Here is a 12,669-nt window from a genome sequence, read left to right as displayed (position 1 = left end):
CGGCGTCCGAGCATGGCCCCGTGACCGACGACGCACGGCCCGCCGAGCCGGACGAGGACGGCGGCGACCCGGCGTGCTGGCTGCGGCGGGTGTGCCCGGCGTGCGGGCGACTCGCCGACGTCGACCCGCCGGTCCGCTGCGCCGCCTGCGGGGAGCTGCTCCCCGCGGACTGAGGGACCCGGGCCCTCTCAGGCGGCCTCGCGGTCCGGTCGCGGAGCCGAGACGACGAAGTCGCACAGCGCCCGGCGCAGCGCCACGCCCAGCCGGTCGGCGCGCACGTGCAGCTCGTCGCGCACCGACAGCGGCAGTCCCTGGCCGGCCATGTGCGCGACGAGCGCGAGGTCCTCGTCGAGCACCCGCTGCCGGAAGGCGACCTCGCGCTCGACGTCGGCCGGGGCGGGCAGCGGGTGGCCCGGGCCGGCCGACAGCAGCAGCCGGGTGTACACCCGCGTGGAGTCGGCGTCCTCCGGCTGCAGCAGGAACTGGACCACCGTGACGGCGCCGGAGTCGAGGGACTGCAGGCGCAGCAGCAGCTGGAACGGCGCCCGCAGGACGCGCGTCGCCCGCCGGCGTTGCCGCAGCGGCCGTTCGCCGGTGGCCACGCCGGGGTCGGTCACCGCGTCGAACCACTGCTCGTGCGCGCAGCGGAAACCGCCGGGCTCCGGCTGGACGTCGTACGCGGGCACCTCCGGGTGGTCGGCCGCGCCGGAGGTCGCCGCGTGCAGGAACGGGGCGTGGGAGACGTCGAGGAGGACGTCGGTCAGCACGCCCGCCGTCCCCGCCGATCGTCGCGGCGGCAGCCAGCCGGTCACGAAGCGCGGGTCGGCGTCCTCGGGGAACTCCAGCGGCACGTCCCGGGGCTCGGCCGGGGCCAGCCACACCACGCCGAGCCGCTCGCGGACGCCGAACGCCGGGGGGTCCACCTCCAGCCGGTCGGTGCGGCGCAGCGTCCAGGTCCGCCCCAGCAGCCGCACCTGCAGCCAGCCGCCGGGACGCAGCTCGCGGGACAGGGCCACCGGGTGCCACGCCGACTCCAGCGCCGGGTCGAGGTTGCCCAGCACCGGCCCGTCCGGCGGCGGGGGCGCCGGGGCCGGCTCGGGTGCCGTGTCGGCGGTGGGGCGCGGCGGCGCGGGGACGGCGGTGCGCTCAGGGGCCAACCAGACCCAGCCGTGCCGCTCCTCGACCGCCCAAGGCACCAGCAGGTCGGCCCGCGGCGGCGCCGTCCCGTCGAGGCCCAGGGAGGGGAGGGAGACGCACCGGCCCTCACCGTCGTACTGCCACCCGTGGTGGGGGCAGGTGAGCCGCCCGTCGACCACCGTGGCGGCGCTCAGCGGCACCAGCCGGTGCGGGCACCGGGCCGGGAAGGCGCTCACCTCCGCCCCCGGGCGCAGCCTGACCAGAACGTAGGCCCGCCCGCCGGCGCCGACCGGCAGCGGCTTCGTCCCGACCTCGGCGGCGCGCGCCACCGGGTACCAGCCCGTCGTCGTCCCCGCGGAAGTGGTCATGACCCATTGCAGCGCCGCCGGGTTCCCGCTCGGTTACGCCCGCTCGACGGTCGAGCGACACAGGTTGCGCACAACAAAAGGTCACCGACGACGCATTACGGACAGATTTGTCTCTAGAGTGACCGCGGTCACCGGAAGCAGGTGACGAGGACGACAGGGAGAGGCACCGTGACACCACCCGCTGAACGCAGGCTCCTGACGCCGGAGGAGTACCGCGAGGCCCAGGCCTCCCCGGAGTTCGTCGAGCTGAAGCGACGCTTCCGTCGCTTCGCCTTCCCGATGACCGTGGCCTTCCTGGCCTGGTACCTGCTCTACGTCCTGCTCTCGACCTACGCGCCGGACCTCATGGCCACGCCGGTGTTCGGCAACATCAACCTCGGCATCCTGCTGGGCCTGGGCCAGTTCGTCTCGACGTTCGTGATCACCCACGTCTACGTGGCGCACGCCAACAAGCGCACCGACCCGATCTCCGACGACATGCGCGAGCGGCTGGAGCACCACGAGTACGCGCGCACCGGTGGTGTCGGTGCCACCCGAGGCGCCGACGAGACCCGCGGAGGACGGCACTGATGCTCCCCCTCGCTGCCCCCGCCGCTCCGGCGACGACCACCGTCGGGAACCCGGCGGTCAACATCTCGATCTTCGGGGCCTTCGTCCTCGTCACGCTGGCCATCACCTTCAAGGCCAGCCGCAACAACAAGAGCGCGGCCGACTACTACGCCGCCGGCCGCAACATCAGCGGCACCCAGAACGGGCTGGCCATCGCGGGTGACTACCTGTCGGCCGCGTCCTTCCTCGGCATCGCCGGCGCCATCGCCATCTACGGCTACGACGGCTTCCTGTACTCCATCGGCTTCCTCGTCGCCTGGCTGGTCGCCCTCCTGCTCGTCGCCGAACTCATGCGCAACACGGCGCGGTACACGATGGCCGACGTGCTGGCCTTCCGGATGCGCCAGCGGCCCGTCCGCACCGCGGCGGCGACCTCGACCCTCGTGGTCAGCCTCTTCTACCTGCTCGCCCAGATGGCCGGCGCCGGCGCGCTGGTCACCCTGCTGCTCGGCGTCACCGGGGAGCTGGCGCAGGCGGTCGTCGTGATCCTCGTCGGTGCCCTGATGATGGTCTACGTGCTCGTCGGTGGCATGCGCGGCACGACCTACGTGCAGATCATCAAGGCGACGCTGCTCATCGCCGGCGCCGGCGTGATGACGGTCTGGGTGCTGGGCAAGTACGGGTTCAACCTCTCCGCGCTGCTCGGCGGGGCGGTCGACACCTCGGCGACCCAGGCCACACCGCGTGACGTCCTGTCCCCGGGGGCCCAGTACGGCGCGACCGACATCTCGAAGCTGGACTTCATCTCGCTGGCGCTCGCGCTGGTGTTCGGGACGGCCGGCCTGCCGCACGTGCTGATGCGCTTCTACACCGTCCCCACCGCCAAGGACGCCCGCCGCTCGGTGGTCTGGGCCATCTGGCTGATCGGCGTCTTCTACCTGTTCAGCCTGGTGATCGGCTACGGCGCCGGTGCGCTGGTCGGCGCCGACACCATCCTGGCGGCGCCCGGTGCGGTCAACGCGGCGGCGCCGCTGCTGGCCTTCGAGCTCGGCGGCACGATCCTGCTCGGCGTCATCGCCGGCGTCGCGTTCGCGACGATCCTCGCGGTGGTCGCCGGACTGACGATCACCGCGTCGGCCTCCTTCGCGCACGACATCTACGCCTCGGTGATCAAGAAGGGGCAGGTGAACCCGAACGCCGAGGTCAAGGTGGCCCGGATCGCCGCGATCGTGATCGGCGCCGTCTCCATCGGTCTGGGGATCCTGGCGCTGCAGGCCGGGCTGAACATCGCCTTCCTGGTGGCCCTCGCGTTCGCCATCGCCGCCTCGGCGAACCTGCCGACGATCATCTACACCCTGTTCTGGCAGCGGTTCACCACACAGGGCGCGCTCTGGTCGATCTACGGTGGGCTGATCACCTGCGTCACGCTGATCCTGTTCTCGCCGGTGGTCTCCGGGGCGCCCGTCAACCCGGCGACCGGCAAGAGCCCCTCGCTGCTCCAGGACGTCGACTTCTCCTGGTTCCCGCTGAACAACCCCGGTCTCGTGTCGATCCCGCTGTCGTTCTTCCTCGGCTGGCTCGGTACGAAGCTGTCCAAGGAACAGCCCGACGAGCTCAAGAACGCCGAGCTCGAGGTGCGGGCGCTCACCGGGATCGGTGCGGAGAAGGCCGTCGCCCACTGAGGGAGGGCCACCCTTCCCCACGCCTGGCTCCGCTCGGCGCGGGACCTCGAAGGGTGGCCGTTCCAGAACCTCGCCAGGCGCGCGTCCCCGTTCCCGGGGGCGCGCGCCTCGCGCGTTCCGGGGGCTCCGGGTGCCCCTCGGTGATCAGGCCACCTGATCGAACCGGTTCCTCCCTCACGACCGGTTGTGGGGGAGGAACCCCAGGGACCAGGTCACCTGATCATCGGGCGACGAGGCGCCGGGTCAGGCGACGGGGCGCCGGGTCAGGCGACGGCCCGGGCGGGCGCGGACTCGGGTGCGAGGACGGCGTCCGCGGCGGCGATCGGGGCGGCGGCGTGGGCGCGGCGGTGGCGGACGGCCCAGCGGGTCACCAGGCCGGTGAGGACGACCAGCCCGGCGACCAGGTGCTGGCCGGGCGCGGCGACCGCGACGGCGAGGGCCGCGGCGTAGACCACCGTGAGCAGGACGGCGGGGACGGACAGGTGCACGGGACTCTCCTCGGGTGAGGGCGGCCCGCCGGCCGGTGGCCGGGTCGTGGGCTGACCCGGCCACCGGCGCGGCGACGGCGCAGGTGGAACGGGGTCAGGACCTCACTTGAGCATGTCCTTGGCCTTCTGGAGCAGCGACTGCCCGGGCATCTGCGGGGTGGAGAACAGCCGCGGGTCGCCGGGCGGCAGGATCGGGGCGTCCGCGGTCGCCTCGATCGGGCGGGCGCGGAACTCCGAGCGACCGTCGACCGACGGACCCGACGCCCACCGGCCGGCCGAGGCCTCGGGGCCGTCGGAGGCGTCGACGAAGGTGTAGCCGAGGTCGCCGACCTCCTCCTCCAGCGGGAAGGCCTCGGGCACCGGGATGCCCTCGATCCCGTCGGACTTGAGCTCCTCGGTCGCGGCCAGCCACTGCTGCTGGTGCATGTGGTCGCGGGTGATGAGGAACCGCAGCATGTCCTTGACCCCGGGGTCGTCGGTCATGTTGTAGAGCCGGGCCACCTGCAGCCGGCCCTGCATCTCGGCGGTGGCGTTGTACATGAAGTCGGCCATGAGGTTGCCGCTGGCGGTCACGTACGCGCCGGTCCACGGGTTGCCCATGCTGTCCATGTAGGACGCGGCCTGGCCGTTCTGGATCAGGTGCTGCGGGTTGTGCTGCCCGTACCCGGCGGCGGCCTCCTTGGTGCGGTCGGCCGAGTCGGGCTTGAGCGGCGCGTGGTCGAGCAGCCGGTCGATCATCGTGATGATCATCTCGACGTGCGCCAGTTCCTCGGTGCCGATGGCCAGGAGCATGTCCTTGTACTTGCCGGGCAGCCGGCAGTTCCAGCCCTGGAGCAGGTACTGCGTGGCGACCGTCATCTCGCCCCACTGGCCGCCGAGGATCTCCTGCATCTTGCGGGCGAAGTCCGGGTCGGGACCGTCGGGCTTGGCCTCGTACTGCAGGGCGTGGGTGTGCGTGAACACGGGGTCTCCCTTGCGTCGTCGCGACCACCGCCGATGCGGTGACACCAGGGATCTGCCCGCGCCCGGTGGCCCACCCGTGCCGAGCCCTGGCCCCCGCGTGCCAGGTTGCGTGGCCCGTCGGACGGCAGCCGGCCGCGGAGCCCACGGGAGACGCCCCGGGGGACGGCGCGAGGAGTGGGGGCCGGAGGCCCTCTCTCACCGATCGGGGAGCTGCACGGTCAGCGTCAGCGACTCGCCGTCCTCGACCCACACGATGCGGCCGCCGAGCTCGCCGGTCTGCCGCCGCACCGACCACAGCCCCAGGCCGGTGAGGTCCGGGGGCGGGGAGTCGGTGCGCAGGTGCCCGAGCAGCCGCTCCGGGCGGACGACGGCCTGCGTCAGCGCCAGGTCGACCCAGCCGGGGCGACATCGGACCGCCAGCCGGACCGCGGCGCCGTCCCCGTGCCGGTGCGCGTTCTCCAGCAGGTTGGTGAGGATGCGCTGCACCCGGGCGTCGGCGACGGCGACGTCCTCAGCACAGGGACCGAGCTGCACGGTCAGCTGGGCGTCGGGCAGCCCGGAGGCGGCCACCGACGCGCGGACGACGTCCCCCAGCCGGCGCGTCCCCCGCCCCAACGGCGCCGTCCCACCCGTGGCGGCCGCCGTCCGCAGCATGGAGGCCAGGTGGGCGGTCTGCGCGCGGGCCAGCTCCAACACCTCCGCGGGGTCGGCCGCCGGTCCGGCCGGCCGCTCCAGCGCCCCCAGGAGCGCCTCCAGCGAGGCCAGCGGTGAGCGCATGTCGTGGCACAGCGCCCGCACCAGTGCGTCGCTGGGCTCCTGGGCCTCCCCGCCGCCCGGCCGCGCCGGCGCCCGGCGCCGCAGCAGGCGGCGCAGGGTCGGCAGCGCGCCGTGGGACTCGAGGGACGCCGGGGGGTTCGCGGCCAGGGTCATGGGCACCTCCGTGGTGCGTCCGGTCAGCCGCGCCGGCGCAGCTGTCGGTCTGGGGAGAGATGGAGCCGAGCGACGCCGGTGCTGGGCGCCGTCCGCTGGTCGACGTCGTGCTCGTCGACGACCACCCGTTGTTCAGCCGGGGCCTGGCCCTGCTGCTGCCGGGGGTGAGCGAGGGGCGGGTGCGCGTCGTGGCGACGACCGACGACGCCTCCGCGGCCGCGGCGATGGTGCGCCGGCACCACGCCGACGTCGCCGTCGTGGACCTGCACATGCCGCCGCCGGGCGGCACGCGGGCGATCGCGGCGATCCGCCGCGCGGACCCGACGGTGCGGATCGTGGCGCTGTCCGGTCAGGCCGAGGAGGACGCCGTCCTGGAGGCGCTGCGCGCCGGTGCGGCCGGTTACCTGCCCAAGACCGCCGACCCCGAGGCGCTCGTCCGCCCCCTGCTGGCCGTGCTCGACGGCTGGTCGGTGATCCCCGAGGACCTGCTGCGCCGCCTGCTCGAGGACTCCGCGCCCACCGGGGAGCAGGGCCTCGCCGATCGGCTGACCGCGGACGAGCGCCGGCTGTGGCGGCTGGTCGCCGACGGTGCGAGCACCGTGGAGATCGCCACGACCCTGCACGTGTCCGAGCGGACGGCGAAGCGGCTGGTGGCCGCGCTGCTGCGCACGCTGGGCGTCGCCACCCGCGTCGAGGCCGCGGCGCTGGCCGGGCGCGTGCACCTGGGCAGCAACGGCAGGCAGGGCTGAGATCCGCACCGGTGCAGGTCCGCATCCCATCGCCCCCCGGCTACCCGCGACGGTGATCGACACGCGCGATGCGGGCGAGCGGGTGCGGACGGCCTAGGGAGCCAGCGTCCCGGCCCACGTCCCGGACGACGCCGCCGCGGCGAAGCCGGGCACCTCCGCCGCGGACACGTCCACCGCGGCGTAGCCCCCGCTGCCGGCGCCCACGCAGGCGACGACGGTGGCGAGCCCGGCCCGCCGCTGGAACACGCTCTGCCGCACCTGCCAGCCCACGACGGCACGGCGCTGCAGCACGGCCTGCTCGCGCACCAGCCAGCCGCTGCGGACGCTGAACGACCGCGGCCCGGCGGCGTGGCCGAGGGCGCGGTACCGGCCGATGCCCGTCGGCACGCCCAGCACCGTGAGGACGACGCCGACGACCGGCACCCACCACCACCCGAGGGCGGCCGCCGCCCAGATCCCCGCCGCGGTCACCAGCAGCCCGGCGGCCAGGGCCCGCACCAGCCGGCGGCGCAGGGCGGCGGGCGGGTGGCCGGTCAGCGGGCCGGGGTCCTCGACCAGCCGGCCGAGCAGCCGCAGCGCCTCGGCGCGCGGACCGAGCGGCAGCAGCTGGCCGCGCCGGTTGGCCTGCCCGAGGCCGGTGACCAGGGCGTTCACCCGGGCCGCACGCACCCACCGCATGCCCAGGCCCTCGCTGAGCGTGCCGCCCCGGATCCGGTCGACCTCGAGCTCGGTGTGCCGCCGGGTGAGCAACCCGCGGACGGCGACCAGCGAGCCGCCGCGCCGCACCAGCCGGTAACCCCAATTGACGACGGCCGCCCCGACCACCGCGGCCACGGCGAGCAGCGGCACCGCGGCGACCAGCCCGGCCACGACCAGGTGCGGGGAGGGCTCGGGACCCGCGAGGTCCGGGACGACGGCGTCGGGGAGCTCCTGCACCAGCCGGAACAGCGTGCCGACAGCGGCCAGCGGGACGACGAGGTAGCTGCCGACCAGCGGCGCGTAGAGCAGCCAGCGGGGCTGGAAGCGGGAGAGCTCCTCCTCGACCGGCGGCTGCGGGGCCTGCGCGCCGTCCGGTGCCGGCACCCCGGCGGGACGGCGGGCCAGCAGCCGCGCGCGCAGCCGGTCGCCCTCGGCGCGGGTCACGCCGTCGACGACGAGCTCCTCCTCGTTCGCCCCGACCGAGCCGGCCGCGGCGTCGATGCGGACCCGCACCAGCCCGAGCAGCCGGTGCAGCGGCGGGGTCTCGACCTCCACGCCGCGGATCCGGTCGTTGGGCACGGTGCGCACCGAGCGGGCCAGCAGGCCGCGGGTCACCACCACCGCCGTCGGCCCGTCGGCGTAGCCGAACCGCCACCAGCTCAGCGCGGCCGCGACCAGGGACAGCGCGGTCACGGCCGCCGCCATGACCACGACGGTGAGCAGCCCGTCGTCCAGGCCGACCAGCGCGGCGACCGGGATCAGCACCGGCACCGCCTGGCGGGCCTGCCGGAAGGTGGCGGTGTGCACGAGCACCACGCGGGGCGACGCCCGCCGTGGCCGCTCCCCGGGTGCGCGACCGCCGCCGACGCCCACGTCGGGGTCGCTCACCGGTCCGGCTCCGCCCGGCGGGGCCGGGGGGACGGCGGGGCCGCTCACGTCGCCTCGTCGCGGACCAGCTCGGCGCGCCGGGCGAGGTCGTCGGCGACCCGCTGGGCCACGTCGGCCTCCAGGTGCAGCACCCGGACCGTGCCCTGCGAGGACGCCGTCAGCACCGCCACCGTGGCCAGCCCGAACAGCTGCTGCAGCACGCCGCGGGTGACGTCGACGGTCTGGATGCGCGAGATGGGCACCAGCGTCCAGGTGCGGGTCAGCCAGCCGGTGAGGGTGTAGACCGCCTCGCCGGTCACCTCCCAGCGGTGCACGCGGTAGCGGACCCACGGCCGGATGCCGATCGTCACCGCGGCCTCCAGCACCGCGAACGCCACGAGCGCCCAGCGCAGCGGCGACGGCAGTGCGTCGTCCGGGACGAGGACGAGGACGACCGTGACGACGACGGCCCAGACGAGCGCGCCGATGACGCCCTCGGTGACCCACAGCCCGATCGCCGAGCGGGACAGCGACCAGGCGGGGTCGCGGACGGGCGTGGGTGCGTCGGCGGTCATCGCCCCCATCCTGTCAGCGACCCCGGCCGTGATCATGGGGTTCGTGCCGGTCCCCACGGCGAGTCCGCGCGTGTCGTCTGCATCGACCCCATGATCACCGCGGTGGGGCGGGGCGCGGAGCCACCCACCGTGCCGGTGGCACGATGGGGCGCGTGATGCCGCAGCAGGTCCCGACCGTGTCCGCCAGCGAGGTGCCCGAGGACGCCGTCGTCCTCGACGTGCGTGAGGACGACGAGTGGGTGGCCGGCCACATCGACGGCGCCACCCACATCCCGATGGGCGAGGTCCCCGCGCGGCTGGAGGAGCTGCCCGAGGCCGACCCGCTCTACGTCACCTGCCGCGGCGGCGGGCGCTCGGCCCGCGTGGCCGCCTGGCTCAACGCCAACGGCTACGACGCGGTCAACGTGGGCGGCGGCATGGGGGAGTGGGAGGCGGCCGGCCGGCCGATGGTGAGCGAGACCGGCCAGCAGCCCTTCGTGCGCTGACAGCCGCGGGAGCACCGCAGCGGGCTCTGCGAGCGAGCAGCGGACCGCGGCGTGGGAGCGCACCGAGCCGGTCGTGCGCTGAGGGAGGACCCCTCCTCCCTCGCGAGCTCGGGGCGGTGCCCACGGGGGCCGCCACGGCATCGGTTACAGCGAGGCGCCGCGCACCAGCCCGATCGCGTAGGAGTCCCAGAAGGCCCCGGCCGCCGGGCCGCCGTTGCAGGTGCCGTCGGACTCGCCAGGGCGCTTGACCCACAGGAAGGCGTCGACACGCGGCTGGCCGGTCTGCGCCGTCGGGCGCTCGCCCAGGGCGCGGCCCGGGGGGTTGCACCAGTCGGTGCCGGGGCCGTTGCCGTTGCGGCTGGTGTCGACGACGAAGTGCGCCCCGCCCAGCAGCGCGGAGACCTGCTCGCCGTAGGTGACGTTGTCCGCGGTGGTCTCGAAGTTGGAGACGTTGAGCGCGAAGCCCTCCGCGGCGGTCACCCCCGCGGCGCGCAGCCGCTCGGCCATGGTCGGCGGGCTGATCCAGGTCGCGTTCCCGGCGTCGAGGTAGGTGCGGGTGCCGGGGTTGGCCTCGAGCAGGTCCACCGCCGAGCGCAGCATCGCCAGCCGCTCGGCCGGGTCGCCGCACAGCTGCGCGAGCGCGTCGGGCTCCACGACGACGACCGCGTCGGCGCTGCCGATGCCCGCCGCGACCGCCTGCACCCAGCGGACGTACTCGGCCGACGAGCCGACCCCGCCGGCGGAGTAGCCGCCGCAGTCGCGGCCGGGGATGTTGTAGGTCACGAGCACCGGCACGGCCCCGGCGGCCCGCGCGGCGGCGACCTCCTGGCGGACCGTCGCGGTCACGTCGCCGCTCCACGCGCCCAGCCACAGCGACGTCGGCACGCCGGCCAGCTCGGCGAGCGCCGCGGCGTCCGCGGCGCTGCGGCCCGGCTGCGCCGCGGCCCGGACCGCGCCGGTGTTCGGGCCGTAGAAGGTCATCCCGGCGAGCGGGTTGCCGGTGGCGGCGGGCGGGACGGCGGTTGAGCCGGTCGCCGTGGCCGTCGTGGTGCCGGCCGCGCCGGAGGTGGCGCCGGTCGTCGCCGCGGTGGTGCTCGGAGGAGCGGGGGCGGTGGTGGGGGTCGCCCCGCTCGGCGTCGCCGTGCTCGGGAGGGGAGCGGACGCCGTCGGCGTGGGGACCGGCGCCGTCGTGGGTGCCGTCCGGGTCTTGCGGGCCTGCTCGATGGCCGGTTGCGCCGCGGACGGCGCCTCGGGCGCCAGCAGGGACGGCGTGAGCAGCCCGACCCCGACCACCGCGGCGGCGAGACCGGAGGTCCACAGCCGTCGCCGGCCGCGTCCCGCACGGTGCCGGCCCGGGGTGCCGGGCGCTGGGGCGGTCAGCCGATCCGGCGAGGGGCGGCCCGGGGCGAACGACATGCGCACAACGTAGTCGGACGCTTCCGTAACGTCATGACGGCGGGTGACTCAGCGTGTCCGCATCCCGCGAGAGGTGACGCGGCGAGGGGGTCCGCCCGCTCGCGCGGACGGACCCCCTCGGGAGGACGCTCAATCGCGCGCGGGGAACTCCGCGAAGCGGCTGCGCAGGTCCTTCTTGGAGAACTTGCCGACGCTGGTCTTGGGCACCTCGTCGATGAACTCGACGGCGTCCGGCATCCACCACTTGGCCACCTGCGGCCGGAGGTGGTCGAGGACCTCTTGCTCCGTCATCGTCTCGCCCTCCTTGACGACGACGCAGGCCAGCGGGCGCTCGTCCCACTTCGGGTGCGGGACGCCGACGACGGCGGCCTCCTTGACCTTCGGGTGGCTCATGATCGCGTTCTCGAGGTCGACCGAGCTGATCCACTCGCCGCCGGACTTGATGAGGTCCTTGGTGCGGTCGGCGATCCGGATCGAGCCGTAGGGGTCCATCGCGGCGACGTCACCGGTGCGCATCCAGCCGTCCTCGGTGGAGAGCACCACGCCGGCGTCCGGGTTGTAGTAGTCCTGGGCGCACCACGGGCCGCGGACCTGCAGCTCCCCGGTGGCCTCGTCGTCCCACGGCTGCGGCTCGAGCGTCTCGGCGTCGACGATGCGGGCCTCGACCCCGAGGAACGGGGTGCCGGCGCGGGCGCGCTGGGCCGCCTTCGTCTCGTCGTCGGCGTCGGCGTACCGGCGCGGCAGGACCCCGGACGAGGCGACCGGGTGGGTCTCGGTCATGCCCCAGGCCTGCAGGATCGGCAGGCCGACCTGCTCGCGGTAGGCCTCGCTCAACGCCCTGGGCACCGCCGAGCCGCCGCAGCCGATGTCGCGCAGCTTGTGCGGCCGGCCGGCCAGGTGGGGGAGCACGCCCTGCCAGATCGTCGGGACGCCCGCGGTGAAGGTGACCCCCTCGTCCACGATCAGGTCGGCCAGCGCCTGGGGCTGCATCATCGAGCCGGGCATGACCAGCGAGGCGCCCGCGGCCGGCGCGGCCTGCGCGATGCCCCAGGCGTTGGCGTGGAACATCGGCACGACCGGCATCGCGACGTCCTGGATGCCCAGCCCGAAGGCGTTGGGCGCCATCACGCCCATCGTGTGCAGCCACGTCGAGCGGTGCGTGTAGACGACGCCCTTGGGGTTGCCGGTGGTGCCGCTCGTGTAGCACATCGAGGCGGCGCTGTTCTCGTCCGTGACGTGGAACTCGACCGGGGAGGCCTCGGCCAGCAGCGTCTCGTAGTCGGAGACGCGGGGGTCGTCGGGGATCTCGTTGTCGCCGCCGTCGTCCATGACCACGACGTGCCGGACGGTCTTCATCGTGTCGACCAGCGGCCACAGCAGCGGCAGCACCGTGCGGTCGACGAAGACGACCTCGTCCTCGGCGTGGTTGGCGATGTAGGTCAGCTGCTCGGGGAACAGCCGGATGTTGAGCGTGTGCAGCACGCGGCCGGTGCTCGGCGCGGCGAAGTACAGCTCCAGGTGGCGCTGGCTGTTCCAGCCGAAGGTGCCGACCCGGCCGTCGGCGCTGATGCCGAGGGTGTCGAGCACGCCGCCGAGCCGGCGGGTCCGCTCGGCCCACTCCGCGTAGGTGCTCCGGGTGATCCCGCCGGGGCCCGCGGTGGCGATCGTCCCGTCGCCGTAGTGCTGCTCGACGTGCCGGAAGATCGCGTCGATGGTGAGGGGGTAGTCCTGCATGAGGCCGCGCATGAGCGGAATCGTGCC

13 protein-coding genes are annotated in these 12,669 nt (G+C 74.8%); 5 read left to right on the top strand and 8 right to left on the bottom strand.

The window, feature by feature from the left end:
* Positions 1–20 precede the first annotated feature (20 nt).
* Positions 21–173 carry a hypothetical protein gene (locus ACI79G_RS18560; RefSeq protein ID WP_175479676.1) on the top strand — a complete coding sequence of 51 codons (153 nt, stop codon included), beginning with the start codon at positions 21–23 and terminating at the stop codon, positions 171–173.
* A gap of 15 nt (positions 174–188) precedes the next feature.
* Here the strand turns inward: ACI79G_RS18560 and ACI79G_RS18555 are convergent, their stop codons facing one another.
* Positions 189–1,505 carry a Rieske 2Fe-2S domain-containing protein gene (locus ACI79G_RS18555; protein WP_456882574.1) on the bottom strand — a complete coding sequence of 439 codons (1,317 nt, stop codon included), beginning with the start codon at positions 1,503–1,505 and terminating at the stop codon, positions 189–191.
* A gap of 168 nt (positions 1,506–1,673) precedes the next feature.
* Here ACI79G_RS18555 and ACI79G_RS18550 point away from each other — a divergent pair, with 168 nt between their 5' ends.
* On the top strand, positions 1,674–2,075 hold the full coding sequence (locus ACI79G_RS18550; protein ID WP_091223012.1) for a DUF485 domain-containing protein: 402 nt from the start codon (positions 1,674–1,676) through the stop codon (positions 2,073–2,075).
* Positions 2,075–3,736, top strand: a complete 1,662-nt coding sequence (locus tag ACI79G_RS18545) for a solute symporter family protein (protein WP_091223013.1) — start codon at positions 2,075–2,077, stop codon at positions 3,734–3,736. Before ACI79G_RS18550 ends, ACI79G_RS18545 begins: the two co-directional genes overlap by 1 nt.
* 263 nt (positions 3,737–3,999) lie before the next feature.
* On the opposite strand, the gene ACI79G_RS18540 is transcribed toward ACI79G_RS18545, so the two are convergent.
* From ACI79G_RS18540 to ACI79G_RS18530, 3 genes are all read right to left on the bottom strand, one after another.
* Entirely contained in the window at positions 4,000–4,224 is a 225-nt protein-coding gene (locus ACI79G_RS18540; protein WP_456882573.1) for a hypothetical protein, read from the bottom strand.
* 102 nt (positions 4,225–4,326) lie between these two features.
* Entirely contained in the window at positions 4,327–5,187 is an 861-nt protein-coding gene (locus tag ACI79G_RS18535) for a manganese catalase family protein (protein ID WP_456882572.1), read from the bottom strand.
* Positions 5,188–5,382: 195 nt separating this feature from the next.
* Positions 5,383–6,117: a sensor histidine kinase gene (locus tag ACI79G_RS18530; RefSeq protein WP_456882571.1), complete on the bottom strand. Its 735-nt coding sequence runs from the start codon at positions 6,115–6,117 to the stop codon at positions 5,383–5,385.
* 59 nt (positions 6,118–6,176) lie between these two features.
* Here ACI79G_RS18530 and ACI79G_RS18525 point away from each other — a divergent pair, with 59 nt between their 5' ends.
* Positions 6,177–6,866, top strand: coding sequence for a response regulator (locus ACI79G_RS18525; RefSeq protein WP_456882570.1), 690 nt, complete (start codon positions 6,177–6,179; stop codon positions 6,864–6,866).
* A gap of 93 nt (positions 6,867–6,959) precedes the next feature.
* On the opposite strand, the gene ACI79G_RS18520 is transcribed toward ACI79G_RS18525, so the two are convergent.
* Positions 6,960–8,453, bottom strand: a complete 1,494-nt coding sequence (locus tag ACI79G_RS18520) for a PH domain-containing protein (RefSeq protein ID WP_456882569.1) — start codon at positions 8,451–8,453, stop codon at positions 6,960–6,962.
* Between the two features lie 44 nt (positions 8,454–8,497).
* The gene (locus ACI79G_RS18515) at positions 8,498–9,007 is read right to left on the bottom strand and encodes a PH domain-containing protein (protein ID WP_456882568.1); all 510 of its coding nucleotides are present in this window, start codon (positions 9,005–9,007) and stop codon (positions 8,498–8,500) included.
* Between the two features lie 155 nt (positions 9,008–9,162).
* Here ACI79G_RS18515 and ACI79G_RS18510 point away from each other — a divergent pair, with 155 nt between their 5' ends.
* Positions 9,163–9,492 (top strand): rhodanese-like domain-containing protein, encoded by a 330-nt coding sequence (locus ACI79G_RS18510; RefSeq protein WP_456882600.1) that lies wholly within the window; start codon positions 9,163–9,165, stop codon positions 9,490–9,492.
* Between the two features lie 144 nt (positions 9,493–9,636).
* Here the strand turns inward: ACI79G_RS18510 and ACI79G_RS18505 are convergent, their stop codons facing one another.
* Both ACI79G_RS18505 and ACI79G_RS18500 read right to left on the bottom strand, forming a co-directional pair.
* Positions 9,637–10,908, bottom strand: coding sequence for a glycoside hydrolase family 6 protein (locus ACI79G_RS18505; protein WP_456882567.1), 1,272 nt, complete (start codon positions 10,906–10,908; stop codon positions 9,637–9,639).
* Positions 10,909–11,037: 129 nt separating this feature from the next.
* Positions 11,038–12,654: a long-chain fatty acid--CoA ligase gene (locus tag ACI79G_RS18500; protein ID WP_456882566.1), complete on the bottom strand. Its 1,617-nt coding sequence runs from the start codon at positions 12,652–12,654 to the stop codon at positions 11,038–11,040.
* Between the last annotated feature and the right edge of the window lie 15 nt (positions 12,655–12,669).

The organism is Geodermatophilus sp. SYSU D00779, assembly GCF_054050595.1.
This window is presented reverse-complemented; position numbering and strand designations above follow the sequence as displayed.